The sequence below is a fragment of the Clostridium sp. B9 genome, assembly GCF_050509515.1.
Lineage (GTDB): Bacteria > Bacillota > Clostridia > Clostridiales > Clostridiaceae > Sarcina.
On the sequence record NZ_JBNWKA010000003.1, the window covers coordinates 3,269,037 to 3,295,387 of the forward strand.

Sequence of the window (26,351 nt, forward strand, 5' to 3'; positions counted from 1 at the left end):
AAAAATATATAATGATAATTCAATAAATTTATTTAACATTATTGACACCTTTTACACTTTTAACCATATAATTTGTGCAATTTTATAGAAAACATCCGATTTTATTGTTATAATTAATATTGCAACCAAAAATATACTATTGGAGGTTTTAATGAGTATTAAATTTAATAGTTTAAAAAAGAATTTAAAGTTTATAATATTATCTACTTTTATATTTACTATATTTTTTAATGTAAATGTATTCGCTAATTCTAACGCTCCTGAAATTCAAGGTCAGGGTATGGTTCTTATGGATGGAAATACAGGTGATATACTTGCTGAAAAGAATGCAAACGTTAAAATGGCACCAGCCTCCACAACTAAAACTATGACAGCTATATTAACTTTAGAAAAATCTAAGCTAGATGATGTAGTTACAATTGGGAAAAATCCTCCTTTAGCAGAAGGAACTCGTGTAGGTCTGCAAGAAGGAGACCAATATACAGTTGAAGAGCTTCTAAATGCTCTTTTAATACAATCAGCCAATGATGCTGCTGTTGCATTAGCTGAACATATTTCTGGTTCCGAAGCAAAATTTGCTGAACTTATGAATGAAAAAGCTAAAGAATTAGGATGTAAAAACACTCACTTTGTAAATGCTAGTGGCCTTTTTGAAGAAGATCACTTAACAACCCCTTATGACTTAGCATTAATGATGAACTATGCTTCTCAAAAGGATTTAATAAATTCAATAACAGAGAAGGTTGTTCATGAAATGCCTGAAAGTGTTGTAAGTGGTGAGCCTATTTGGGCTAATAATAATAACCAACTTATTCATACTACAAGCCCATATTATTATGAAGATATATTCTGTAACAAAACAGGGTATACAACAAAATCAAAGCATACATTTGCTTGTGCTGCTAAGAGAGGTGATAGAAAGTTAGTTCTTACTCTTTTCTATTACGACACTAAAGATCAGTATTATGCTGATACAAAAGCTCTTTTAGACTATGGATTTGATAATTTCTCTGTGGTTAAATTATTTTCAAAAGGTGATTTAGCTAAAGAATATTATATTGATGATAATAATACTTTATCTTTAGTTATCCCAGAAGATATTTATAAAGCATTTCCTAATGAGGAGATTGAAAATTTATCAATTGATGACATAAAGAAAAATGAAAACATAAATATCTCTGTTAAATCTTCAACTCCAATTTCTAGAGGTATGGATTTAATGAAAAATAATACTCACTTTACTGGAACAGTTATGTTAGGCAATACTCCATATAAAACAATAGATCTTTTGAATGGTAATAATGTAACTTATACAGACTTTGAAAAGCTTATTATAAAGCTTAAAAGTTATGATGGTTTCTACATTGCTTTAGGAGTTGTAGGGCTTATAGCTGTCGTTGTACTAGTATTATTTATAATACGAATTGTTTCAACTATAAAAAGAATAAGAAATAGAAAAAAACGTAGTAATACTTACTTTTATCAATAAAAAAATAAGTAGTTTTAAGCAAATGCCTAAAACTACTTATTTTTTAGTTTATTTATTAATTCTTTCATGTCATCTGGAAGTTCAGCTCTAAGGCTTAACGGCTTCTTAGTCTTTGGACTGTAGAAATCTAATCCATAAGCATGTAATGCCTGTCTTGATATATCCTCAGCATCCTCTGTTCCATAAAGTGAATCTCCAAAGATAGGATGACCTAAACTGCTTAAATGAACTCTAATTTGATGAGTTCTACCAGTTTCTAATAAACATTCAACTAAATCTGCTCCATCAAAGCTCTCAATGACTTTGTAATGAGTTATACTCTCTTGACCTCTCTCGTCTACAACTCTCTTTATAGTATCCACTTCCGGTCTATAAATAGGTCTATTTATAGTTCCTTCCTTTTCTTCTAAGTTTCCATGAACTATAGCCAAATATCTCTTTTGAAACTTATCAGTCTTCATTTCATTAGATAAAACCATATGAGCATATTGGTTCTTTCCTATGATTATAAGACCTGATGTATTCATATCCAATCTACTAACAAGTCTAACTATGCAATCTTGACCACTTTCTTTAAAGTAATATAAAATTCCATTTGCTAATGTTCCATTTGGATGACTTCTAGTAGGGTGTACTACCATAAATGGCTTTTTATTTAATACTAAGATATCGCTATCCTCATAAACTATCTCTATGTCTATATTTTCTGGTTCAATATTTTGAGTTTCCTTCTTTGAAAGCTCTATTTTAACTTCTTCACCAGTTTTAACAACATAGTTCATCTTTACTGGATTACCATCAACCTTAATTCTTTTATCCATAGCAGCACTTCTTATTAATCTTGAAGAAAGACCTAGTTCTTCTTTTAAAAACTCTCTTATCTTTCTTTTATCATATTCTTTAGTTATTTTACTCTCTAAAATACTCATTCTGTCTCTCCAAAATTTTTAAAGTCTTTTCCTAAGAAAATTATTATGTCATAGTTATTATCACTGTCATATTTACTTGGAATTCCCTTTTTAATGTCTTCAATTCTTAAATCATTTTCCATGAATGTTCTAGAGCTTTCATTTCTAATTAAAATCTGAGAAGTATCTCTTTCTTCTCCATTTCCAACATCAACTTTAGGATATCCATTTTCATTTAATTCCTTTTGTACGCCTCCAGCTAAACCATTTATCTTAGTACAATTCAATACTTTTATTGATAAATCTTCTCTAGCCATACTAGGAATAACATTTTTTCTTCCACTTAAGTCGCTACTATTAAGCTCATTTCTTAACTCCTGAGTAGCCTTTTCATCTTCTATATAGTAAGAAACATTTCCTACATATCTTCCCTCACCAGGTAATGTTGTCATTTCTATATCGCTAGAATTCATTTCTAAACCTTTCATTCCATAAGCAACTATTACATCTAAAGGAAGATTAGTTTCAATATTTTTATTTAAAACATCTGCAACATCATCTATCTTTGTTATCATAGATAAAGATAATACTTTATCTACAACAGCATTCATTAATTTCTGTTGATTCTTAATTCTATCAACATCTCCATTAACAAGACCTGTTCCATCGTTATTTTTTCTCCATCTAAAGAACTCTTCTGCACCTTTACCATCTAAATGTACAGTTTCACCTTTATTAAAATGAATGTGTAAATCTTGTCCTGGGTCATCATAATTCATATCTTGTTCGATATACATATCAATCCCACCAATAGCATCTATAATACCTCTAAAGCCTTCATAGTCTACCTTAACAACATAGTCCACCTTAACATCAAGTATATTTCCAACAAGCTTTTTAACTAACTTTTCTCCTCCAATTGGATAAGCTGCATTTATTTTTTGGGCCTTACCATTTATCTTAACCCTTGTATCCCTTGGAATTGAAATTAACTTAGCCTTTTTGGTTATAGGGTCAAAGTTTGCAAGTATTATTGTGTCTGTTCTCTTAATAGCATCATTTTGAGTATCATTTGTATCACCTATATCCATACCTAGAAGTAACACATTTATAGGCTCCTCAACTTTTATAACATCATTTTTTACATCCTTAACAATATGAAAAACTTCCCCAATAAACTTACCATATTTAGAATAAGCATACCCAACTGAGCCAATTAAAAGAATTAATAAAAATGCTAAAGAACCTAATGCTATTCTCTTAGCTAATTTTCTTCTCGATTCACCTTTATCTACACTTCTACTTTTTCTTTTGTTTTTTCTACTTGTAATGGTGCTTTTTTCTTCAATGTCATTATGATTATTTTCTTCATTTCCCATATAATACCCCCATTTTATTTAATTAAGAATTCTTATGCATAACTAAGAAATTTCTAGCTTCTATGGTTAATGGATGTATAAGATTACCCTGCTTTATTACAAATAAAATTGTATTCTCTAACCCTTTTAGCACTCCATTATCTAAATTTTCTTTAGTTATATATCTTAATTCTTGAACTCCTGGAAAGTCTCTTCCTGGTTCAATATAGTCTGCTATATAAACTATTTTTTCTAAAGTAGTCATGTTTCCTTTAGCTAATGTGTGGTATTTAACAGCATTAAGAACATCCTCATCTTCTATTCCAAACTTAACTTTTCCAATTATAGCTCCAGTAAACCCATGTAATACTTGTGGTGATTTTAAAGTTATCTCATCTAAATTATAACCGTTTTCTTCTAAAATCTTAATCTGTTCATCAATAGGCATGTATTTAGCTACATCATGTATAAGTGCTGCTAATTCCGCCTTATTTTCATCTTCATTATTAAGCCTAGCTAATTCCTTTGCAGTCTCAATAACTCCTAAAGTATGTTCATATCTACTCCCTTTAAGAGTATCTTTAACATCTTCTTTTATTCTTTGCAATGACCACATAGCTATTCTCCTCTATATAAGTTGTTTTTCTTTATTATATCCATTACACCTTGAGGTAAAAAGAAATTTACTTCTAAAGAATCTTCTATTCTCTCACGTATAAATGTTGAACTTATCTCAATATTTAACAAATCCAAATAAGTTATACTAGTACAATATTCTTTCTCAAACTCTTCTTTCCTCTTTTGCAAATCATTTTTTTCAAATCCAGGTCTATTAAAGACAACTAAATTACTTACTTTGAATATTTCATTTATATTCTTCCATGAATTAAGATTTACAAGACAATCTGCTCCAGTTATGAAATAGAGCTCTACCTCGTTAAAACTTTCTTTCAAATATCTTAAAGTTTCATAAGTAAAGCTCAATCCTTTTTTCTCTATTTCATAATTACTTATGGAAAAAAAGCTATATGGCTCTATAGCTTTTTTAACCATTTCATATCTAATTATTTCATCAGTTATATTCTTATCCTTCTTATGTGGAGGATTACCAGCTGGCATGAATACAACCTCATCTAATTCTAATTCTTTATAGGCTTCATAGGCTATATAAATATGACCTATGTGTATTGGATCAAATGTACCTCCAATAACTCCTATTTTCTTCATATTACTTTCCTTTTTTAGGTAGCTCTATCTTAGGTTTATTTTGAGATGCTCTGTAAAGAACTATCTTGTTTCCTATAGATTGAACTCCTTCACATTGTAGTTTTTCACAAAGGAAATTTGAAGCTTCTCTTGTCTCTAATCCACTATTCTCAAGTACTTTTATTTTTAATAACTCTCTTGCTTCTAAAGCTTCATCAACTTGCTTTATGAAGTTTTCTTCTATTCCATTTTTACCTATTTGAAATATAGGAGTTAATTTAGCACCTAATCCTCTTAAATATGCTCTTTGTTTAGTTGTTATCATTATTTATCCTCCATTAATTATAGTAAGTATTCAAACTCAAAGTCATTTAATCTTACCATATCTCCATCTTCTATTCCCATTTCTCTTAACTCATTGAATATTCCTTTATTGTTAAGAACCTTATGGAAGTATCTTAATGAGTCTGGGTCATTTACGTTAACAGCTAATAATAATCTGTCTACAAATGTACCTTCTATTACATAAACTTTTAATCCATCTTCATCTATTGGATTTATTGTATATGTAAACTTCTTATCTTCAGGGATAAATCTTTCATCTTCTGGAATTTCTAAGTCAGTTACAGGAATTTCCTTAAGCATTCTAGCTGCTTCTTTTATAACTTCCTCTACTCCTTGAGAAGTAGCTGCTGACATTTTAAATACTTTGTCAAAGCCCATTTTATTAACTTCAGCTTTGAAGTTTTCAAATATCTCTTCATCAAATAACATATCGCATTTGTTTGCAACAACTATTTGAGGTCTATCCCAAAGTTTAACACTATAGTTTTGTAACTCTTCATTTATTTTCTTGAAGTCCTCTACAGCATCTCTTCCTTCAATACCTGAAATATCAACAACATGTATTAAAAGTCTTGTTCTTTCGATATGTCTTAAGAAATCTAATCCAAGACCAACACCTTCTGAAGCTCCTTCTATAATACCTGGTACGTCTGCCATAACAAATGGCTCTATTCCTGGTACAGCAACAACTCCTAGGTTAGGTTTTAATGTTGTAAAGTGATAGTTAGCTATCTTTGGTTTAGCTTTAGTTACAACTGAAAGTAATGTTGACTTACCAACGTTAGGGAATCCTAATAGTCCAACATCAGCTAAAAGTTTTAACTCAAGTCCTACCCATCTTTCTTCTCCTGGCATTCCTGGCTCTGCAAAAGTTGGAGCCTGTCTTGTAGGTGTACAGAATTTACAGTTTCCTTTTCCACCTTTTCCACCCTTACAGATTGTATATGTATCATCTCTATGAGAAAGGTCTGCCATTACCTTATTACTTTCAACATCTCTTATTATTGTTCCCATTGGAACTTTTATTGTTAATTTTTCACCATCTCTTCCGTAACACTTAGAGCCTTGACCGTCTTCTCCTCTGCCTGCTACGAATTTTCTCTTATATTTGAAATCTAAAAGAGTTGTCATTCCTGGATCCACTACGAAAGTAACATCTCCACCTTTTCCACCATCTCCACCGTCTGGTTCCTCCAAGTGGAACGTATTTTTCTCTTCTAAAAGAAACAGAACCGTGACCACCATCTCCAGATTTCACAAATATCTTGGCCGTATCTATAAACATGTTTTCTCACCTTGCTTTCTCTATAAAATATACCTTTTTTAGTATATTATAACCTTAGTTTAATATAAAAACACAGCTTTTTTAAAAAAGCTATGCCCTTTATATCATATTTTTTATAGTTAATCAAAAAGCACCCTCAAAGTAAGGGTGCTTTCATAAAACTAAATATATTATTCAGCTATAACTTCTTCTACGTTTACTGGGTAAACAGAAGCTTTTTTCTTGTCTCTTCCAAGTCTTTCGTATTTAACAACACCATCGATCTTAGCGAATAAAGTATCGTCTCCACCTTTACCTACGTTAGCACCTGGATGAATCTTAGTTCCTCTTTGTCTTACTAATATGTTTCCAGCAAGAACAAATTGTCCATCTGCACATTTAACACCAAGTCTTTTACTCTCAGAATCTCTACCGTTCTTTGAGCTACCAACCCCTTTTTTGTGTGCAAATAATTGAAGGTTCATTATTAACATAGTCTACACCTCCTCTTTTATTATCTCTATATATTTACAACGCGTTTTCTTTCCTAAACTGCTATCCAGCCCTAGGACTAGACTCGCTACGCTCAATTCAAATGTTTTAAGTAAAACTTGAGCTTCAACTATCTCCTCATGAGTAAACCCATTTAGATCTAGTTTTAAATATCCATCACACATCTCATAGTTTACATTTAGCTTTAACACCTCATCTAAACCAATGATAGCACTTTGAGACAATACTGATACTGAGTTACAGATCATGTCGTACGCCTCTCCTGCAAGAACTGCATCTCTGCATTCCATTGCGTGTCCTTTAATTGTGAAGGAAATTATGTTATCTTGTTTTGATTGAAATTTAACTTTAATCATATCAAAAAATTAAGCTTCGATCTTTTCGATAACGATCTTAGTGTAAGGTTGTCTATGACCATTTTTTCTTCTATAGTCTTTCTTTCTCTTGTATTTGAATACAATAACTTTCTTAGCTTTTCCTTGAGCTAATACTTTTGCTACAACCTTAGCACCCTCAACTACTGGTGCACCAACTTTGATTTCTCCGTCTTTAGCGACTGCAAGAACCTCTGTTAATTCAACTGTTGAGTCAACTTCAGCGTTAAGTTTTTCAACGAATAATACGTCTCCCTCTTGAACTCTGTATTGTTTTCCTCCTGTAGTTAATACTGCGTACATTAAAACACCTCCTCATAACGGTCTCGCCACTTAAGGTATAACTTCTAAAAGTTATTTAAAAACCTATTCGCGAGCGGTTTACAAAGGTCATTCTATCATAGCAATTCCCTTTTGTAAAGCTTAATTTAATATTTTTCGATATTCTTCACCAAATACTCACTTACGCTATCTATTTGATTTTTAAAGATCAATGGTTCTACTTTATAAAAATCTTTTGTTTCCTCAAAATTTAAATAAATATTTAAATCTAAAGCACCTATTTCTTTTAAAAACTCAAAAATATTTCCTCTAATATCATCTTCATACATTGAATTTATTTCTAAGTGAAAATCTTTAATTTTTCCCTCACCATTTTTCTTTAAAATTTCATTTTTTAAAAGAAGATTTATATAAGATAATTTTAATCTCTTACCATGCCCATTACATAATGGACAATTTTCTTCTATATAATCATAAATGCTCTTACCTTTTCTATATCTAGTTATTTGAACTAGTCCTAATTCTGTAAAAGGCAATACTTTAGCTCTTTGTCTATCAGTCTTAAATTCATTTCTTAGTATATCTAAGATTTTTTTCTTGTTATTTTCTGAATACATATCTATAAAATCTACTAAGATAATTCCTCCTAAATTTCTAATCTTTATTTGTCTAGCAATTTCTATTGCAGCATTTTTATTAGTTTCATAAGCTGTCTTTTCTCTATTTCTATGATTTGTATTCCTTCCTGAGTTTACATCTATAACATGCATAGCCTCAGTTTTTTCAATAACTATATCTCCACCACAACTTAGATTTACCCTATTATTTCTAAGACTTAATATATCTTTTTCTATTCCATAATAATCAAATAGATTTCTAACTTCATCATATAAAACAACTTTTATATATTCTGCATTAGCCATACTATCTTTTATTCTTTCATAGTCAGCTAAAGAATCTACAAATATTGTAGAAGTTTCTGAATCAATATCATCTATGATAAGCTTATTTATAAGGTCACCTTTTCCAAATAATCTTTTTGGGTTTAATGAAAATTTTCCTTCTCTAAGTATTTCTTTATAACCTCTATAAAGTTCCTCAATCTCATTTTGGATTTCTCCAATAGTAGCTAATTGAGCCTTAGTTCTAACAGTAACCCCTATATCACTTGTTTTAAATAATGAATTCTCAAGTTCTTTTTTAAACTCTAAATTCTCTATTTTCCTTGAAATAGAAATATCATTTTTTGAAGTTTCTAAAACACAATATCTTCCCGCTAAGGATATCTTTGAAGTAACCTTAGCACCCTTGTTTCCAAGTTGTTCTTTGATTACTTCAACAATTATCTCATCACCTTGCTTTAGTTCTTTGTCATCATCTCCAAGCACCATATATGCTTGCTTACTATGCCCAATATCAATAAAAGCACTCTTTATCCCTGGAACAATCCTCTTAACTATTCCTTTATATATTTCTCCCGGAATAGGTTCAAGACTTTCCTCTTCTATATAGCACTCACTTAAAAGATTATTTTCCTTTATAGCAACCCTTAATAAATTTTCTCTTCTTTCTACGAATATGTCTCTCATGAAATTCACTTCCTAAAATTAGATGTATTTGTATAAAGGAACTAGATTATCTCCTTTGTATGCATACATCTCAACTCTTTTTATTTCTACGAAAGCTTCCTCGTCAACATTTGAAGTGTTTTGCTTTATTACATTAGCTAATAGGTCTGCTGAAAGGTTCTCTCTACTTCCGCAGCTTATTGTTGCATTTACCACTAAGCAATTATCCTTAGTCCAACACTTGAAGTCTTTTATAAATGGTTTTATATCAGCTTCTTTTTCACCTTTTTTAGTCTTCTTGATTGTTACTATTTCTTTTTTAGCCATTAAAGCATTAACCTCTTCTTCAGCTTTAGAAATATCACTATATTTTATTTTTATTGTATAGTTAGCAGCATCTAAAAGAGCCATTGCAGGTGGTAATCTCTTAATATTATGAATAACAGGGCTTTTTGAAGCCTCTAAGAATTTAATCCCCTTAGCTGAGAACTCATTTAGTTGTTCTTTTACAGCATCAACATTCATATCCTCTGATAAGTTTAAGTCTAGGTAGTCACCTTCTGAATAAACTCCAACTGATAAAGGTTGTGCTATAGCTAAAGCCATATGAGGGTTAAATCCTTTTGAATATTCAACTGGAAGACCAGCTCTTCTAACTATTCTTTGAATTGTTCTCATTAAATCTAAGTGAGAAATAAATTTTATATCTGCATCTTTAGTAAATTTAATTAAGTATCGCACCTTCGAAACACTCTCCCTCTTTAAAGTTTACATTTACTCCACAACCTGTACATCCTTTTCTACAGTTTTGAGTTGGTTCACCAGTTCTTGCCTTTTCATTTTCTCTTTCAAGATATTTTCTTGTAACTCCAATATCTATGAAATCCCAAGGTAAAACTTCGTCATAACTTCTTTCTCTGTAAGCGTAGAAATCTCCATCTACATTACACTCAGCCATAGCTTCTTGCCATAGCTCAAAGTTAAAGTACTCTGACCATCCATCAAACTTAGCACCTTTTTCATAAGCTTTTATTAGTACATCACAAAGTCTTCTGTCTCCTCTTGCTAAAACAGCTTCCATGTATGATGTTTTTTGTTCATGATAGTTGTAGTTTATACTTCTTGATTTTATAGCACCTTTAACAGCTTTAATTTTTTCAGTTACAACATCCATTTTCTCCATTGGAGCCCATTGGAATGGTGTAAATGGCTTTGGTACAAGTATAGAAGTACTTACATTAATTCTAAGTCCTTTATTTCTTATATGTTTTGGTACTGCAAAGTATTGGTCTGCAATCTTTTCAGCTAATAATCCGACTTCAGCAGCATCCTCAACTGTTTCATAAGGAACTCCTAATATGAAGTATAATTTTATTGTACTCCACCCTGATTCAAAAGCACTCTTAGCAGCTTCTAATATCTTTTCTTCACTTAAACCTTTGTTTATAACATCTCTCATTCTTTGAGAACCAGCCTCTGGAGCAAATGTTAAACCAGTTTTTCTAACCTTCTGAATCTCTTTTAATAAATCAACTGAAAAAGCATCAACTCTTATTGATGGTAAGGCAACACTTACATTATTCTTTCCATGCTCTTCTATAAGGTCTGATACTAATCCTTGAATATCTGAGTAGTCACAAGTACTTAATGAAACAAGTGAAACTTCATCATATCCTGTAGCTTTAAGCATTTTTCTAGCTTGTTCTACTAAAGTTTTTCTACTCTTCTCTCTTACTGGTCTGTATATCATTCCAGCTTGACAGAATCTACATCCGTTAGTACATCCTCTGAATAATTCTAATACAACTCTATCGTGAACTATTTCACTGTAAGGCACTATTAAGCTATCTGGGAATTCAACCTTATCAAAGTTGTTAATAATTCTCTTCTTAACTTTTTTAGGAACATCAGCATATTTTGGTGTAAATTCTTTGATTGTTCCATCTTCGTTGTATGTAACATCATATAATGAAGGAACATAAACACCTTGAATATGACTTGCTTCTCTTAAGTAAGCTTCTCTATCAAAATTATCTTTGTGTTTTTGATAAAGATCTAAAAGATCATTTAAAGCCTCTTCTCCTTCACCTAATTGAACTATGTCAACTATATCGTATATTGGCTCTGGGTTGTAAGCACAAGGCCCTCCAACTATTACTATTGGATCATTTCCTGTTCTTTCTGAAGCTCTTAACTTAACTCCACCCATATTTAACATGTTTAATATGTTTGTATAACTCATCTCGTATTGAAGAGTAAATCCAAGGAATTGGAATTCGCTTATAGGATCCTTAGTCTCTAAAGCATACAGAGCTATATCATTCTCTCTCATAAGATTTTCCATGTCTGGCCATGGAGCATATACTCTCTCACAATATGTATCTTTTCTCTCATTTAAAACGTGGTATAAAATTCTTGAACCTAAGTGAGACATACCTACTTCATAAACATCTGGAAAGCAGAATCCAAATCTTATGTCAACTTCTTTAGGGTCTTTTATCACTTCATTAAGTTCTCCACCTACATATCTAGACGGTTTCTCAACTCTATATAAAATATCATCAGTTATTCTTACCATTTAGTTTCCTCCTACATTTTTCTAAAAATATTAAAGCTAATATCTATAATAAAAAGAGAAGTATATTCCCTATACCTCTCTCATATTAACAAATTCTATTTTATCACAAAGAATAATTATAACCAATAACTTTATTATTTTCTATACTTAATGTAATATTCTCTTAAATTCATGTTTCCTATAGTCTTTAGTATGTCTATTATTTCATTCTCTTTTAATATATATAACAAATCCATCTCCTCATCTAAAACATAGAATATATTAAATCTATTCTTATCTATAAGTCTTAAAAGATTAACCATTTCTTGCTCACAATAAACTGAAGTTATCCGACTATCTATGTACTTCTTATTAATTAATCGTTCCTTCTTCTTTGTTATATCTCCCATAATTATATACATTACCTTTCTTTTTTCATTATAGCTCAAGTAGATTATAAATATTCCAGCTAATAAAGATGTTATATTAAAAATATCTAAAACTAACATTCCCATAATTGAAAGTGAAATAAATCCAACGCCAAATACATAACTAACTTTAACTAAAATCTCATTAATATCTTTAAATATCATTCTTTCTTCAAGCAATGCTCCAAGTATCTTTCCTCCATCTAAAGGGTAAATTGGCAGCAAATTAAATATACATAATACCAAATTTATTTCCATTGATGATAAAACATAATAATTATCAGGCATAAATATATAAATTATAATAAATAATATGGTAACCATTAAATTTAACAATGGCCCAGCTATGCATATCAACAATTTTTCTTTAGCACTTAATTCATCATAATCCCTTATTTCAAGTCTCGCTCCCAAAATATGCACTTTAAACATCTCTGACTCTAATCCTAATTTTAAAACAACTAAATAGTGTGCTAATTCATGAATTATTATCCAGAAGAAGGCTAAAGCCAAATTAAACTTAAAGCTTAAAATAAAAAATATGATTAACTGAATTACTATTTTCTTATCTAACTTCACTGTCTTTAGCTCCTAAAAAGTCTAAATACTCCTTTGGATTTATATACTTGCCATCTGAAATCACTTGTATTACTATACCATTTAAACTGCTATTAGATGCACTCTCTCCTAAAACTTCATTTTCCTTTACAAAGTCACCTTTTTCTTTATTAATCTTACTTAAATTGTGATATACAATTTCTAATTCATCACTATATTCTACTGATACACTATATGTACCATCTTTCTCTTTAATATCTTTAATATTTCCCTCTAAAATCGAATTAACTTGTCCTACTTTACCTTCTATATAAGCATTCTCTCCTTCAAAATTTAAATTATTTGAAGAAGAAAGCTTTCCTTTAAAGGCAGTAACCTTACTTTCACTCAAAAAATCTAAAGCCGTCTTTTCTACAACATTAAACTCATTAAAACTTTCAACAACTATTTCAGGTGAATTACTAATCTTATCCTTAGAAGATTCTTGTAAATTTATCTCCTTATTTTTTGAAACATCTTTCTCTACTTTTTCCCCCTCTTTGTCTTCATTACTTATATTACTCCCCTTTTCAGTTTCATTATCATTAAAGCTTTTACTAATTGCTCCAACTATGACACTATCCTCTAATGCCAATTTTTTATAATATCCATCTGTAGAAATTATAGTTTTAAATTTGTTACAAATATCTTTTCCAAAGTCATTATTAAACCTACTAACTGCAAAAAAGCTAAAAAAAATACAACCACTCATAATTGATGATACTAAAATGTCATTGGCTATATATTTCCCTATACTTTCATTATTCTTTTTTCTAACTTGACTAAAACTTCTTATATTGCTGCTCTGTTTTGGAGAAGTATTATGTTTTTTATTTATTTTATTGTAGTACTTCTCATATTCCCTATTATAATTCCCCATATTCTTCTCCTTTCTTTAATAAAATAATGATACTTAATATATATTTTTCTTATATATTTTATAGAACTATTAATATAAAAATAAAAGCATGAAAACCAAAAGATTTTCATGCTTTCAATTAGAATTTTAATGTTTTCTTTCTCATTGATATATTTAAAACTAAACCTATACTCATAATAGTGGTTAAAAGTGAACTTCCTCCATAACTCACCAGAGGTAAGGTTATTCCTGTGATTGGCATTATTCCTATTGTCATACCTATATTTTGTAATATAGCAAATATGAAATAGGAGGCAAACCCGACACATATTATGGATCCAAATATATCCTTTGAACTCCTTGCTGTTGCTATAATTCTATATATCATTATAGCGTATAATGTTAGAAGAAATATTCCTCCTAATGTACCCCAATGTTCTCCTATTACTGAGAATATGAAGTCTGTTTGTCTTTCCGGAACGAATTCTGAAGAGTATCCACCACTCTCACCATTTAAATCTAACCCTGTTCCAAAGAAACCTCCTGAACCTATTCCTATCTTTGATTGAGTTAACTGAAGGTTTATTCCTAATTCATCTCCATCTGGATTTAAAAAACCTACAAGTCTCATCTTTTGATATTCTTTTATAAGTCCTGAATTCCATACTAAGGCAATTGCTACTAATATAGATAAAAGTCCTGAACCTATGACCTTCATATCCAAACCTGCTGCAAAGAATATTCCAAGAGCTATGAAAAATGAAACCATAGTCATTCCCATATCGGGTTGTACAACTATAAATATCATTGGAATTACAGCATACATTGCAACCTTTAAGAAATTTCTGATATCATTAATCCTTAAATCAATTTCATCCATCTTTTTGGCCAGCATGAGTATCATGGCTATTTTGGCTATTTCCGATGGCTGGATACTTACTGGACCAAGTACAATCCATCCTCTAGCACCATTGATTACACTACCAGCAAATCTAGTTATTATAAGCAATACTATTGAACCCCAATAGAATATATCTACGTAATTATAAATTATTTTATAATCCCACAAAAGTATTATGTACAAAACACACATTGATATTATAAACCATAGAAATTGTTTCTTAGCGAAAAAAACTCCCCACTGAGATCTTGTTCCTAAATATATGTTCAATATCCCAAACAGTACTATTATTATCATAGATACTAAAAGCTTATAATCAATTTCTCTTCTTAGTTTACTATCTAACTTTAGTCTACTAAGCATTATAGTACCTCCAAAACTTAAAACTTTTTTAATATAACTTATTTACTATGTTACTTTATTTTTACCTAATTTGAATTACAAAATTCTGAACATTTTAAAATATGAATAAAAAGCTATCTCAAATAAACTTGAAATAGCTTATATTCATTGATTATCTTGCTTTACCTTTTATATTTTTTATAGGAATATTTGCTACAAGTGATGGTGATTCTCCTTCAACTTGATTTGACTTTGTAACTGTTATGTCAACATCCTCATTTTCTATCTCAACATATTTAGATAAAACATCTAATATTTCCATTCTTATTTTATCTAAAATTTCGTCTGATAATTCACCTCTATCATGTATTAATATAACCTTCAATCTATCTTTAGCTATTTGTTTAGGAGTTTGCTTACTTGAAAAAACATTTAAAAAACTCATTTTCTTCTACTCCTCCTAACCTCTTCTAAATAACTTTAGTATTGAACTGAATATTCCTTGATGTTCATTACTTAAATCCATTATTGGAACATCTTCACCAATTATTCTTTTAGCAATATTTCTAAAAGCTTGGCCTGCACTTGCTTTTTCATCTAAAGCAATTGGCTCTCCCTTGTTAGTTGAAACTGTTATGTTTCTATCATCAGGAACTACTCCTAGAAGTTTAACTGAAAGAGTTTCTATAATATCTGATATGTCTAACATATCTCCTTTTTTAGTCATTTCATAATTTAATCTATTTACGATTACCTCATGATTTTCTAATCCTTTAGCATCAAGCTTTCCTATTACTCTATCAGCATCTCTAACTGAAGTTATTTCTGGATTTACTACTACTATAGCTCTATCTGCTCCAACTATGGCATTTTCAAATCCTTGTTCTATACCTGCTGGACAGTCTAATATTACATAGTCAAATTCTTCTTTTAACTCATTTACTAATCTTAGCATTTGCTCTGGACTTATATCATTTTTATCTTTAGTCTGAGCAGTTGGTAATAAGTATAAGTTGTTAAATCTCTTATCTCTTATTAATGCTTGTTTAGTTCTGCATCTATTTTCAATTACATCTACTATTGTATAAACTATTCTATTTTCTAATCCCATTAAAACGTCTAAATTTCTTAATCCTGTATCACCATCAACAACGACAACCTTTTTTCCTTGTGCTGCTAATGCTGTTCCAACGTTGGCAGTAGTAGTTGTTTTACCTACTCCACCTTTTCCTGATGTTATTACTATCGATACTCCCATTCTTTTCCCTCCATAAAATATGTAATATCACTCTTAATAAGAATATTTATCTGGTAAATACGGCTCTACAATTACATTATTATCATCATTCAGTCTAGCAACCTCTGGATAGCCAGTTTTCTCAAAATCATCTGGTGATATAGTTATTTTACCAGCTATTGATATAAGTTCTGGTTCTAAAGAATAAGCGGCTATTATGGCACTTCCATTTCCATTGTCTCCTGCGAACACTTTACCTTTTAAATCACCTAAAACTATGACATTTCCATGTGCTCTTACTTCTCCGCCATTATTTACGTCTCCAATTATTATTAAATTGCCTGCATAATTTAAGCACTGACCACTTCTAACAGTTTTTCTCACAAACTTTGTTCTGCCTTCATAAACTCCCGAAAAAACAGTGCTCTGTTTTTCTAGCCTTTCTTCAAAAACACAGTCCTTTATAAGAATTTCATCAAATAGTATATCTTTTAACTTTGATATCTCTCTTTCGTTTAAATACTTCAAATCTGTAGTTATGGTTAAAGTTGCTCCTTTATAGAACTTCTTACCCCTACTCAACTTTTCAACTAAAGTTTCAAGCATTTCATCGAAATTCCCAAACTTATCCATGTTTATTATGGCATTTATTCCTTGTTTATTTCCTTTTATAAAAATTCTATCATCACGCATAGTAAACTACTATCCTCCAAGTATACAACCCCTTTTATTCTGAACGTATAACTATCTCTAATTAATTTAATTCACACTTTCTATTATATAAATTATTTTTCATTTATAAAAGGACTTTATGCAATAATGTAACAAAAATTTGAAAAAACAAACTTTATTTTCAAAAACTTATTATTAAAAACCTCTGATTTTTATATTAACTACTAAAATCCCACACAAAATAAGCCCATGAAGATAAATTTATCTTCATGGGCTTTATTTTAATTTGTTGAATTAGCATTATTTTCTTGATCAGTTTTGTTAGTTTTATCTGTAGATTGTTGTGCTTCTTCCTTATTCTCCGTTTCATTCTTTATATCTTTATCCTTAATATCTTCTAAAGGCGGATTTAAAGAATAATCATAAGGCTGTCTTTCAAAGTTTAATGGTTGATAACCTGGATAATCTTTCTTTAACTCTTCTCTAAAGTAAGTTTCATAGATAGCTTTTGCTATTGAAGCTCCAAAGTATCCATGACCACCATCATAAAGAACTGTAGCAACTGCAACCTTAGGATGATCTAATGGAGCAAAAGAAACATAAACTCCATAGTCAGTTCTTCCAAACTCTGACTGATCATTTCTAAATGTAGCTGTACCAGTTTTACCTGCTGTTGGTATAGGGAATCCTGACATAACATACTGTGCAGATCCCTCAGCGTTAACTCGTCTCATACCTTCTTTAATAGCATTTAAAGTAGATTCCGACATATCAACTTTATTTAAAACTTCTGGTTTAAACTCTTCAACCACATTTCCATTCGCATCAGTTATACTATCAACTAAATGAACTTTATATCTAGTTCCTCCATTAGCTAATGTAGCTATATAACTTGCTAACTGAACTGGAGTAAAGTTACTTATACTCTGACCAATAGCTGAGTCAGTAAGGTTTCTTGGAGAAACTATTTGGTAAGCTATATCTCCAACAACCCAAGCAACAGTTTTTTGTACAGTTAAATTTATTGCTTTTTCAACCTTTGCTTCCTCATCTTCTGCTTTTATTCCACTAAATTTTTTAATACTTTCCTTATAAGAAGGATCAGCCTCATAAAGAGCCTTAAAATCCTTCTTCAAAGCTTCTGTCAATGCTTTTTCATCAATAGTATTTCCATCCCCTATTTTATTAAGTGAATTAGATATATCCTTTTTAATTGAATCCTTAGCTGATGCAAGCTCCTTAGAATCTCTTTCATCTACTCCTATATCAACTGTTGGAAACTCAGGATAAGGATTATTAACAAAGCTTCCTTTTTCAAGAGAATCAACTAAAGTAAATTTCATAAGAGCTATAGTTTGATTCTTATAAGATTGGAAGTTATACACTTGACCAAAGTTTTCTGAAATTTCAATTCCAGTAGATGCTTTTTGATCTGAATTAGGATTTACTCCTAACCCAAACTGCCATGCATACTTAGCTATAGAATCTAAAGCCTCTGTGCTGCTCTTTTTATATCTTCCATCTCCATAAGGATCCCCACCATTTTTATAATACATTCTTACTGCTGCATCAAAATAATATGAGTTTGATGAACGTTCTAATGCTTTATATAAATCTACTACACCTAAGTAGTTACGGTCTCTTGGCCAGTTGGCTGAGTTATTACCAAATATCTCTGGATAAGCCCTACCAAATTTTTGTTCTGTAACATTTATAGTATCAGTTGGTGTTCTAACACCTTCTTCTAAGGCAGCCACACTTGTAAGTGGTTTAAATGTAGAACCTGGTGCAATCATACCTAATGTAGCATAATTATAGAATCTCTTTGGATATAAGTCATATATATCTTCTCTAAGTCCCGTTTTAGGATCCTTAGGGAAAAGATCATCTACTGTTTTATTTAAAGCATTTCTAGCTATAAACTTCTGTGCAAAATCTTCATAATCCGGTTGGAAATATTCCTTAGCAACCTTTGGATCCAGTTCTCCTTTAGCAAATTCATTTGGATTAAATCCTGGATAACTTACTAAAGCTAAAACTCTTCCAGTTTCAACTTCTATGGCAACAGCAGCTCCTCTTGTAGCATTTTTAGTATTTACTGTACCATCTGAATTTCTAGTTTGTAAATAATCTAATATATACTTCATAGAAGTTTCAGCTGAATACTGAATATCCTTATCTATTGTTAAATTAACGTTATTTCCTGGGTAAGATTCTAAGTCATAAAGCTCTTCTGTTTTTCTTCCTGAAGAGTTTACTTTTACTGTAGTTCCACCCTTAACACCTTTTAATTCACTCTCAAAGGCAGCTTCAATACCAGCCTTACCAATAAGATCTGTAGAAACATCATATCCTCTTGCTTCATACTTAGACTTTTGGTCACCATTTATTGCAGACACATATCCTAATACTGAGGATCCTAACTCTCCATATGGATAATATCTCATTGGCTCTATAGATACATCTATTCCTGGTAAATCATTAAGCTTTTGATAAAAATCAAAGGCTGTGTTCTTATCTATATCTTTTGCTATAGTAACAGGTTTATATCCTGAAAAACTTTGCATTTTTATAGCATCTTTTATTATCATATATCCTCTTAATTGCTCTAGAGAATATTTCTTTAAAAGAATATCAGTTATTTGTTGAGGCTCCATTTTTTTGTATTCCTCTTTTTGTTCATCTGTAGGATTTAATAAATCATAAAGCTTATATTCTTTTACTAGATAAGCAAAAACTTGATCTGGAGTAATTTTCATAAGCTCTTCATCTATCTTATCCTCTTGTTCAACAGTTAAGTCCCCTTCTTGTTTAGGATAAAGTTTTTTCTTAACTTCATCATTTAATCCTCTATCCTTCTTAAACCTTAACTCTTCAGCTTTTCCTGTAACATCAAAGTATAATTTTCCCTGCTCATTTATTCTTAATTTGAAAGTATCTAATATACTTTGATTATGTTCTTTTAAAATAGCATACACCTTATCAATTGTTGTATAGAATTTTTTCTTTGACTCATCTGTTTCTGTAAATGTTAATGTATAAGTCTGTCTATTGGTAGCTAAAACGTCCCCATTACTATCGTAAATTTTTCCTCTAGGAGCCTGTTCAGATAAAAATCTCATAGATCTTGTATCAGCTCTCTCCTTGTATTCAGCATAATTAAATACTTGAAGATATACTAACCTTATTACAATACCCACAAAAACAGCTATCATAATACCTATAAGTATCTTATATCTATCTACTGGTTCCTTTCCATTATTCGTAAATCTCATTAAACCACCTATTTTTTTACTTATTCTTTACTTTAATAAATAAATTCCCTATTCACATATATGTTTAATAAACCACTTATATAAAGTTATCTAATTTTTAGCTTCGTTTTTTATATCTCCATCCTTAATTCCCTCTAAAGGTGGATTTAAACTAAAATCATATGAATCTCCTTCATAATAATGCGGCCTGTAGCTAGGATAATCCTTCTTTAGTTCTTCTCTAAAGTAAGTTTCATAAATTGCTCTTGCAACCTGTGCACCAAAATATCCATGACCACCATCATATATTACAGTTGCTACTGCAATCTTAGGCTTATCTAATGGAGCAAATGAAATATAAACTCCATAGTCTGTTCTTCCATAATCTGATTGGTCATTTCTAAATGTAGCTGTACCAGTTTTACCACCTGTAGGTATTGGGAAACCAGACATAATTTGAGTTCCTGTACCAGAATTACGACCATCTATATAATGGTTAACTTCCCACATTCCATGCTTAATTAACTCAAGATTTTTTTCAGAAATATCAACCTTTCCCAAAACTTGCGGTTTAAATTTTTCTACAACTTTTCCATTAGGATTAGTTATACTATCAACTAAGTGAACTTTATATCTAGTTCCTCCATTAGCTAATGTAGCTACATAGCTTGCTATTTGTACTGGGGTAAAGTTACTCATACCTTGCCCTATAGCTGAGTCAATTAAGTTTCTAGGTGAAACTATTTGATAAGCTATGTCTCCAACTACCCATGATACAGTTTTTTGAACTGTTAAGTTTATTGCCTTTTCAACTTTTTCATTTTCATCTTTAGCTTTTATTCCACTAAAGTTCTTTATGCTTTCCTTATAAGTTGAATCAGCATTGTACAATTCCTTAAAGCTCTTTTTTAAGTTATCAGATAATTTTTGTTCATCTACTGGACTTCCATTTCCAATTTCATTTAAGGAATCTTCTATATTCTTCTTAATATTCGCTTTAGCATTAGCTAACTCTTTAGAATCTCTTTCATCTACACCAATATTAACTTTTGGAAATTCTGGAGATGTTGCTCCAATGAAGCTTCCCTTTCCTAGTGAATCAACTAAAGTAAATTTCATAAGAGCTATTGTCTGATTCTTATATGACTGAAAATTATAAACTTGACCAAAATTTTCTGAAATTTCAATTCCTGTTGATGCCTTCTCATTAGAATTAGGATCAACACCTAAGCCATATTGCCATGAAAACTTAGCTATTGAATCGAGCGCATCTATGCTACTCTTCTTATATCTTCCATCTCCATACGGATCTCCACCATTTCCATAATAGAGTTTTACCCCAGTATCATAGAAATAAGAGTTTGATGATTTGGCTAAAGCTTTATTCAAATCTATAACCCCATCAGCATTTGTATCTCTTGGAAAATTAGCAGAATTTTTACCAAAAATTTCAGGATAGTTCTGACCAAAATTTTGTCCATTAGCATATACTGTTGATCCCGAATTTATAACACCATCCTGTAACCCCGCAGTTGCTGTGACCGGCTTAAAGGTAGATCCTGGTGGAACTAACCCCAATGTAGCATAGTTAAAGAACCTTTTTGGATATAAATCATATCTATCTTCTCTAACTCCTGTTTTAGAATCCTTTGGAAACAAGTCATCTACTGTTTTACTTAGCCCATCCCTTGATATTATTTTTTGAGCAAAAGCTTCATAGTCTGGTTGGAAGTATTCTTTTGCTACATCTGGATTCAACTCTCCTTTAGCAAACTCATTTGGATTAAATCCAGGTTCACTAACTAACGCTAAGATCTTTCCTGTATCAACTTCTATAGCAACAGCTGCTCCTCTTGTAGCATTTCTAGTATCAATCCCATCACTTGGAGATAAGTTTTGAAGATAATTCAATGTGTATTTCAACATAGTTTCTGCTGAATATTGAATATCTTTATCTATTGTTAAGTTAACATTATTTCCTGGGTAAGATTCCAAATCATAAAGTTCCTCTGTTTTTCTTCCAGAAGAGTTTACTTTTACTGTAGTTCCACCCTTAACACCTTTTAATTCATTTTCAAAAGCAGACTCAATGCCAGCCTTACCAATAAGATCAGTAGAAGCATCATATCCTTTTGCTTCGTACTTAGACTTTTGATCTCCATTTATTGAAGAAACATATCCAATTACTGATGATGCTAATTCATTATATGGATAGTATCTCATTGGCTCTATAGATACATCTATTCCTGGTAAATCATTAAGCTTTTGATAAAAATCAAAGGCTGTGTTCTTATCTATATCTTTTGCTATAGTAACAGGTTTATACCCTGAAAAACTCTGCATTTTTATAGCATTTTTAATAACCATATATCCTCTTAATTGCTCTAGAGAATATTTCTTTAAAAGAATATCAGTTATTTCTTGTGAGTCCATTTTCTCATACTCTTTTATCTGTTCTTTTGTAGGATTTAATAAATCATAAAGCTTATATTGTTTTACTAAGTATGCAAATACTTGATCCGGAGTAATTTTCATAAGCTCTTCATCTATCTTATCCTCTTGCTCAAGTGTTAAATCTCCCTCTTGTTTAGGATAAAGTTTTTTCTTAACTTCATCATTTAAGCCTATATCCTTCTTGAATCTTAACTCTTCAGCATTTCCTGTAACATCAAAGTAAAGTTCACCTTGATCATTTATCCTAAGTTTAAAGTTGTCTAATGCACTTTGATTGTGAGTCTTTAAAATATCATACACTTCATCAATTGTTGTATAGAAATTTTTATTTGACTCATCAGTCTCCGTAAATGTTAATGTATAAGTTTGTCTATTAGTAGCTAAAACATCCCCATTACTATCGTAAATTTTCCCTCTAGGAGCCTGTTCTGATAGAAATCTCATGGATCTTGTATCTGCTCGCCCCTTATATTCCTCATAATTGAAAACTTGAAGATATACTAACCTTATTATGATACCAATAAATATTGCAATCATAATCCCTATAAGGATCTTATATCTATCTACTGACGCTTTTCCACTATTAGTAAACCTCATCAAACCACCTATTTTTTACTTATTTTCCACTCTCTCTTCATAAGATCTCTGTTACACATCTTGTAAACCCAATTATACATAAAGAACCCTACAAATATATTGTATAAAACCATAATCCAAAAATTTAAAAGGTTTATCTTTATGTTTATAAACCATAATACAAGTGCTACGGCAAAGAATTTTATTATAGTAAGTATTCCAACTGAAAGCACTGGAACAAATTTTTTATGCTTAAATACACTCTCACCTATGTAAGCTGCAACTAAACATGACAGCATGTTTACTAGCATATTTACTCCAAATACATTTACAAAATAAACATCTTGAAGGAATCCTGAAAAAACACCTATAAAAAGTGCTTCCCAATAACCACTCATTATAGAGTATAGTACTGCGAAAGTGAATAATAAGCTTGGATAAATACCTTTTATTGCAAAAAAAGGCATCAAACTATTATCTATAATAAATAATAAAATACATATTAATATTAAAATTAATCTTTTCAACTTATTACCTCTTTTCTTAGTACTTAACTATACCATCTCTCTCTGCTGGTGGCACAACTACAAATAATTCTTGTAAATTATTAAAATCTATATATGTCTTTAAAATTGCAGTTTTCATTACCTTAACATCGTCCTCCTGAACAGAAGTTACTTCTCCTATTCTTAGTCCTTTTGGATAATATCCACCAAGTCCTGATGTAACAACTACATCACCTTTTTTAATCGTTGAATTCATAGGTAAATTAGTTATTTCTACTTGCATTTCATTACCAACTCTATACCCTTTAACTATTCCGTCTCCTGAATTTGACTCACCTTCAACAACAGCTGCCACAGCAACATTTTCATTTAATAATGTTTGAATTTTTGACCAGCTTGAATGTACTTCCGTAACCACTCCAACTAATCCATTTGGAGATATAACTATGTAATCTTTCTTTATACCATCATTTGAGCCTTTATCAATTGTATATCCTTCAACAAAGCTATCTCCACTTTTTCCGATTATGTTTGTTCCAACATATTTATATTGGCCATTCTCTTTAGTAAAATCAACAACATCTCTTAAAACTTCATTCTGTCTCTTAAGTTCATTGTATTCTACCAATTTATTTTCTAATTCTAAGTTTTTTTTCTTTAACTCATCATTTTCATTTTTTACATCTGAAAAATTATAAAAGAAATCAAAAACATCATGCACCTTATCGCTTGCTGTATATACTAATTTCTGTACCGGATTTAAAACCTTACCAACACCACTTGAAACTGGATTTTTAGAATCACTCTTAACGGTAAAAATAATTATTCCTAAAAAGGCAACTGACAGTACTATAACAGTTACTGCCAGTTTATTCTTGAAGAATCTCATATTCTATCCTCTTTGTTGTTTAAGAATTAAGTCAAACTTATCTAAAGCTTTTCCTGTACCTAATACTACACAGTCAAGAGGTGATTCAGCTATATGAACAGGCATTCCTGTTTCTTTTAATATAAGTTCGTCTAATCCTTTTAACATTGCACCGCCACCAGCTAACATAATTCCTTTATCCATAATATCAGCTGCTAACTCAGGTGGTGTTTTTTCTAAAGTAGTCTTGATTGATTCTATTATTGATGAAACAGGCTCTTTTAAAGCATTTCTTATTTGACCAGCATCAACAACAACAACCTTTGGAAGACCTGTAATTAAGTCTCTTCCTTTTATGTCCATTGTTAATTCTTCTTCATCTGCATCTGCCTTATAAGCTGATCCTATTTCCATTTTAATTTGCTCAGCTGTTCTTTCACCTATCATTAAGTTATATTCTCTCTTAATATAGTTGATTATTGATTGATCTAATTCATCACCTGCAACTCTTAATGATTTGCTAGTAACTATTCCACCTAAAGATATTATAGCAACCTCAGTTGTACCTCCACCGATATCAACAATCATACTTCCTGTAGGTTCATCAACTGGAAGACCTGCTCCGATAGCTGCTGCCATTGGCTCTTCCATTAATATTACTTCTCTTGCTCCAGCTTGCTTAGTAGCTTCTTCTATAGCTCTTCTTTCAACTTCAGTTACTCCTGAAGGGAAGCATACTATTATTCTTGGGCTTGCGAATGTGCTCTTATTAGTTATCTTTTCGATAAATTTTTTAAGCATTGTTTGAGTAACATCAAAGTCTGCAATAACTCCATCTTTCATTGGTCTTATAGCAACAATGTTTCCTGGCGTTCTACCTATCATTTGTTTAGCCTCTGTACCAACTGCTAATGATTTTTTTGTTAAGTTGTTTATAGCAACAACTGAAGGTTCTCTTAATACGATACCCTTTCCTTTAACAAATACTAAAGTATTTGCAGTACCTAAATCTATACCCATGTCCTTTGTCATTCCAAAATTAAATAAACCCATTTTTAATCCCCTTTCCTAATCACAATATGTCTTTTTCTTTAAGACTTATGAATCTGTTATCTCCTATTATTAAATGATCTAAAAGCTCAATACCCATCATTTGCCCACACTCTTTGAGTCTTATTGTTATGTTTATATCATCTTTACTCGGTGTTGGGTCACCCGAAGGATGATTGTGACATATAATTATAGATGCTGCACTTTCCTTTACAGCTTCTTTAAATATCTCTCTTGGATGAACCAAAGAAGAATTTAATCCACCTCTGAATATTTCTTTTTTGGATATCACTTTATTTTTAGTATCAAGAGTCACAACAATTAAAACCTCTTGTTGTAGCATTCTAAGTTCATCCATAACTAATTCAGCTACATCAGAAGGCTTTGAAACCTTAACTTGTGTAAGTTCTGAAGTTTTGAACCTTCTGTACAATTCACACATTGCTAATATTTGAGTTGCTTTAGCCTCTTTTACTCCTTTGACTTTCATTAACTCCTTTGCAGAAGCTTTAAAAAGTCCTCTTAATCCACCAACACTATGTATAATTTTATAAGACAATTCAACTACATTTGAATCCTTATTCCCAGTTCTAAGTATTATTGCTAAAAGCTCTTCATTTGATAAACTCTGAGGTCCATAGTATAAAAGCCTTTCCCTTGGCCTCTCATTTTCTTGCATTTCAGTAATTTTTAAGTTATCAGACATATTTCACTCCTTATTAGAAATTTAACATGCCCTTTGA

The 26,351-nt window shown here is 30.8% G+C and carries 24 protein-coding genes and 1 pseudogene; 1 reads left to right on the forward strand and 24 read right to left on the reverse strand.

Features of this window, described 5'->3' with window-relative positions; genetic code table 11:
* The first annotated feature begins 151 nt into the window (after nt 1–151).
* Nucleotides 152–1,489: a serine hydrolase gene (locus ACQZHJ_RS14480; protein ID WP_430486262.1), complete on the forward strand. Its 1,338-nt coding sequence runs from the start codon at nt 152–154 to the stop codon at nt 1,487–1,489.
* 32 nt (nt 1,490–1,521) lie between these two features.
* Here the strand turns inward: ACQZHJ_RS14480 and ACQZHJ_RS14485 are convergent, their stop codons facing one another.
* From ACQZHJ_RS14485 to radC, 24 genes and pseudogenes are all read right to left on the reverse strand, one after another.
* Nucleotides 1,522–2,418: an RluA family pseudouridine synthase gene (locus tag ACQZHJ_RS14485; RefSeq protein ID WP_430486263.1), complete on the reverse strand. Its 897-nt coding sequence runs from the start codon at nt 2,416–2,418 to the stop codon at nt 1,522–1,524.
* Nucleotides 2,415–3,776 (reverse strand): LCP family protein, encoded by a 1,362-nt coding sequence (locus tag ACQZHJ_RS14490; protein ID WP_430486264.1) that lies wholly within the window; start codon nt 3,774–3,776, stop codon nt 2,415–2,417. The genes ACQZHJ_RS14485 and ACQZHJ_RS14490 overlap by 4 nt, the downstream gene beginning before the upstream one ends.
* Nucleotides 3,777–3,798: 22 nt before the next feature.
* The gene (gene yqeK, locus ACQZHJ_RS14495; RefSeq protein ID WP_430486265.1) at nt 3,799–4,371 is read right to left on the reverse strand and encodes a bis(5'-nucleosyl)-tetraphosphatase (symmetrical) YqeK; all 573 of its coding nucleotides are present in this window, start codon (nt 4,369–4,371) and stop codon (nt 3,799–3,801) included.
* 2 nt (nt 4,372–4,373) lie between these two features.
* Nucleotides 4,374–4,982 (reverse strand): nicotinate-nucleotide adenylyltransferase, encoded by a 609-nt coding sequence (gene nadD, locus ACQZHJ_RS14500; RefSeq protein ID WP_430486266.1) that lies wholly within the window; start codon nt 4,980–4,982, stop codon nt 4,374–4,376.
* A 1-nt stretch (nt 4,983) separates the two neighbouring features.
* Entirely contained in the window at nt 4,984–5,286 is a 303-nt protein-coding gene (yhbY, locus tag ACQZHJ_RS14505) for a ribosome assembly RNA-binding protein YhbY (RefSeq protein WP_430486267.1), read from the reverse strand.
* 17 nt (nt 5,287–5,303) lie between these two features.
* A pseudogene (gene obgE / locus ACQZHJ_RS14510) lies at nt 5,304–6,591 on the reverse strand (GTPase ObgE).
* 170 nt (nt 6,592–6,761) lie between these two features.
* On the reverse strand, nt 6,762–7,064 hold the full coding sequence (gene rpmA, locus ACQZHJ_RS14515; protein WP_300349168.1) for a 50S ribosomal protein L27: 303 nt from the start codon (nt 7,062–7,064) through the stop codon (nt 6,762–6,764).
* A gap of 3 nt (nt 7,065–7,067) precedes the next feature.
* The gene (locus tag ACQZHJ_RS14520; protein WP_430486268.1) at nt 7,068–7,439 is read right to left on the reverse strand and encodes a ribosomal-processing cysteine protease Prp; all 372 of its coding nucleotides are present in this window, start codon (nt 7,437–7,439) and stop codon (nt 7,068–7,070) included.
* Between the two features lie 9 nt (nt 7,440–7,448).
* Nucleotides 7,449–7,760 carry a 50S ribosomal protein L21 gene (rplU, locus tag ACQZHJ_RS14525; RefSeq protein ID WP_430486269.1) on the reverse strand — a complete coding sequence of 104 codons (312 nt, stop codon included), beginning with the start codon at nt 7,758–7,760 and terminating at the stop codon, nt 7,449–7,451.
* Nucleotides 7,761–7,885: 125 nt separating this feature from the next.
* The gene (locus ACQZHJ_RS14530; protein WP_430486270.1) at nt 7,886–9,328 is read right to left on the reverse strand and encodes an Rne/Rng family ribonuclease; all 1,443 of its coding nucleotides are present in this window, start codon (nt 9,326–9,328) and stop codon (nt 7,886–7,888) included.
* 18 nt (nt 9,329–9,346) lie between these two features.
* Nucleotides 9,347–10,048: a TIGR03936 family radical SAM-associated protein gene (locus ACQZHJ_RS14535; protein WP_430486271.1), complete on the reverse strand. Its 702-nt coding sequence runs from the start codon at nt 10,046–10,048 to the stop codon at nt 9,347–9,349.
* Nucleotides 10,032–11,885 carry a TIGR03960 family B12-binding radical SAM protein gene (locus ACQZHJ_RS14540; protein WP_430486272.1) on the reverse strand — a complete coding sequence of 618 codons (1,854 nt, stop codon included), beginning with the start codon at nt 11,883–11,885 and terminating at the stop codon, nt 10,032–10,034. The genes ACQZHJ_RS14535 and ACQZHJ_RS14540 overlap by 17 nt, the downstream gene beginning before the upstream one ends.
* A 134-nt stretch (nt 11,886–12,019) precedes the next feature.
* Entirely contained in the window at nt 12,020–12,871 is an 852-nt protein-coding gene (locus ACQZHJ_RS14545; RefSeq protein ID WP_430486273.1) for a site-2 protease family protein, read from the reverse strand.
* Nucleotides 12,858–13,769 carry a peptidoglycan DD-metalloendopeptidase family protein gene (locus tag ACQZHJ_RS14550; protein WP_430486274.1) on the reverse strand — a complete coding sequence of 304 codons (912 nt, stop codon included), beginning with the start codon at nt 13,767–13,769 and terminating at the stop codon, nt 12,858–12,860. Before ACQZHJ_RS14550 ends, ACQZHJ_RS14545 begins: the two co-directional genes overlap by 14 nt.
* Before the next feature lie 118 nt (nt 13,770–13,887).
* Complete coding sequence (gene rodA, locus ACQZHJ_RS14555; protein WP_430486275.1) at nt 13,888–15,012, reverse strand: rod shape-determining protein RodA; 1,125 nt, start codon at nt 15,010–15,012, stop codon at nt 13,888–13,890.
* Between the two features lie 151 nt (nt 15,013–15,163).
* Nucleotides 15,164–15,436 (reverse strand): cell division topological specificity factor MinE, encoded by a 273-nt coding sequence (gene minE, locus ACQZHJ_RS14560; RefSeq protein WP_430486276.1) that lies wholly within the window; start codon nt 15,434–15,436, stop codon nt 15,164–15,166.
* A gap of 15 nt (nt 15,437–15,451) precedes the next feature.
* The gene (gene minD, locus ACQZHJ_RS14565) at nt 15,452–16,249 is read right to left on the reverse strand and encodes a septum site-determining protein MinD (protein ID WP_430486277.1); all 798 of its coding nucleotides are present in this window, start codon (nt 16,247–16,249) and stop codon (nt 15,452–15,454) included.
* 33 nt (nt 16,250–16,282) lie between these two features.
* Nucleotides 16,283–16,921, reverse strand: coding sequence for a septum site-determining protein MinC (minC, locus tag ACQZHJ_RS14570; RefSeq protein ID WP_430486278.1), 639 nt, complete (start codon nt 16,919–16,921; stop codon nt 16,283–16,285).
* 260 nt (nt 16,922–17,181) lie between these two features.
* Nucleotides 17,182–20,175 (reverse strand): penicillin-binding transpeptidase domain-containing protein, encoded by a 2,994-nt coding sequence (locus tag ACQZHJ_RS14575; RefSeq protein ID WP_430486279.1) that lies wholly within the window; start codon nt 20,173–20,175, stop codon nt 17,182–17,184.
* Between the two features lie 90 nt (nt 20,176–20,265).
* Nucleotides 20,266–23,205: a penicillin-binding transpeptidase domain-containing protein gene (locus tag ACQZHJ_RS14580; RefSeq protein WP_430486280.1), complete on the reverse strand. Its 2,940-nt coding sequence runs from the start codon at nt 23,203–23,205 to the stop codon at nt 20,266–20,268.
* A gap of 8 nt (nt 23,206–23,213) precedes the next feature.
* Entirely contained in the window at nt 23,214–23,711 is a 498-nt protein-coding gene (gene mreD, locus ACQZHJ_RS14585) for a rod shape-determining protein MreD (RefSeq protein ID WP_430486281.1), read from the reverse strand.
* 16 nt (nt 23,712–23,727) lie between these two features.
* On the reverse strand, nt 23,728–24,579 hold the full coding sequence (mreC, locus tag ACQZHJ_RS14590; RefSeq protein WP_430486282.1) for a rod shape-determining protein MreC: 852 nt from the start codon (nt 24,577–24,579) through the stop codon (nt 23,728–23,730).
* A gap of 3 nt (nt 24,580–24,582) precedes the next feature.
* The gene (locus ACQZHJ_RS14595) at nt 24,583–25,611 is read right to left on the reverse strand and encodes a rod shape-determining protein (protein ID WP_430486283.1); all 1,029 of its coding nucleotides are present in this window, start codon (nt 25,609–25,611) and stop codon (nt 24,583–24,585) included.
* A gap of 19 nt (nt 25,612–25,630) precedes the next feature.
* On the reverse strand, nt 25,631–26,314 hold the full coding sequence (radC, locus tag ACQZHJ_RS14600) for a RadC family protein (RefSeq protein ID WP_430486284.1): 684 nt from the start codon (nt 26,312–26,314) through the stop codon (nt 25,631–25,633).
* Between the last annotated feature and the right edge of the window lie 37 nt (nt 26,315–26,351).

What these genes read in the sequence shown, in the direction of transcription:
- ACQZHJ_RS14595 (WP_430486283.1), bottom strand. Translation starts at nt 25,611, where the DNA reads ATGGGTTTATTTAATTTTGGAATGACAAAGGACATGGGTATAGATTTA.
- yqeK (WP_430486265.1), bottom strand. Translation starts at nt 4,371, where the DNA reads ATGTGGTCATTGCAAAGAATAAAAGAAGATGTTAAAGATACTCTTAAA.
- ACQZHJ_RS14485 (WP_430486263.1), bottom strand. Translation starts at nt 2,418, where the DNA reads ATGAGTATTTTAGAGAGTAAAATAACTAAAGAATATGATAAAAGAAAG.
- ACQZHJ_RS14540 (WP_430486272.1), bottom strand. Translation starts at nt 11,885, where the DNA reads ATGGTAAGAATAACTGATGATATTTTATATAGAGTTGAGAAACCGTCT.
- nadD (WP_430486266.1), bottom strand. Translation starts at nt 4,982, where the DNA reads ATGAAGAAAATAGGAGTTATTGGAGGTACATTTGATCCAATACACATA.
- ACQZHJ_RS14520 (WP_430486268.1), bottom strand. Translation starts at nt 7,439, where the DNA reads ATGATTAAAGTTAAATTTCAATCAAAACAAGATAACATAATTTCCTTC.
- ACQZHJ_RS14580 (WP_430486280.1), bottom strand. Translation starts at nt 23,205, where the DNA reads ATGAGGTTTACTAATAGTGGAAAAGCGTCAGTAGATAGATATAAGATC.
- minE (WP_430486276.1), bottom strand. Translation starts at nt 15,436, where the DNA reads ATGAGTTTTTTAAATGTTTTTTCAAGTAAGCAAACTCCTAAACAAATA.
- ACQZHJ_RS14490 (WP_430486264.1), bottom strand. Translation starts at nt 3,776, where the DNA reads ATGGGAAATGAAGAAAATAATCATAATGACATTGAAGAAAAAAGCACC.
- minC (WP_430486278.1), bottom strand. Translation starts at nt 16,921, where the DNA reads ATGCGTGATGATAGAATTTTTATAAAAGGAAATAAACAAGGAATAAAT.
- rodA (WP_430486275.1), bottom strand. Translation starts at nt 15,012, where the DNA reads ATGCTTAGTAGACTAAAGTTAGATAGTAAACTAAGAAGAGAAATTGAT.
- rplU (WP_430486269.1), bottom strand. Translation starts at nt 7,760, where the DNA reads ATGTACGCAGTATTAACTACAGGAGGAAAACAATACAGAGTTCAAGAG.
- yhbY (WP_430486267.1), bottom strand. Translation starts at nt 5,286, where the DNA reads ATGATAACAACTAAACAAAGAGCATATTTAAGAGGATTAGGTGCTAAA.
- ACQZHJ_RS14530 (WP_430486270.1), bottom strand. Translation starts at nt 9,328, where the DNA reads ATGAGAGACATATTCGTAGAAAGAAGAGAAAATTTATTAAGGGTTGCT.
- mreC (WP_430486282.1), bottom strand. Translation starts at nt 24,579, where the DNA reads ATGAGATTCTTCAAGAATAAACTGGCAGTAACTGTTATAGTACTGTCA.
- minD (WP_430486277.1), bottom strand. Translation starts at nt 16,249, where the DNA reads ATGGGAGTATCGATAGTAATAACATCAGGAAAAGGTGGAGTAGGTAAA.
- radC (WP_430486284.1), bottom strand. Translation starts at nt 26,314, where the DNA reads ATGTCTGATAACTTAAAAATTACTGAAATGCAAGAAAATGAGAGGCCA.
- ACQZHJ_RS14575 (WP_430486279.1), bottom strand. Translation starts at nt 20,175, where the DNA reads ATGAGATTTACGAATAATGGAAAGGAACCAGTAGATAGATATAAGATA.
- ACQZHJ_RS14550 (WP_430486274.1), bottom strand. Translation starts at nt 13,769, where the DNA reads ATGGGGAATTATAATAGGGAATATGAGAAGTACTACAATAAAATAAAT.
- rpmA (WP_300349168.1), bottom strand. Translation starts at nt 7,064, where the DNA reads ATGTTAATAATGAACCTTCAATTATTTGCACACAAAAAAGGGGTTGGT.
- ACQZHJ_RS14480 (WP_430486262.1), top strand. Translation starts at nt 152, where the DNA reads ATGAGTATTAAATTTAATAGTTTAAAAAAGAATTTAAAGTTTATAATA.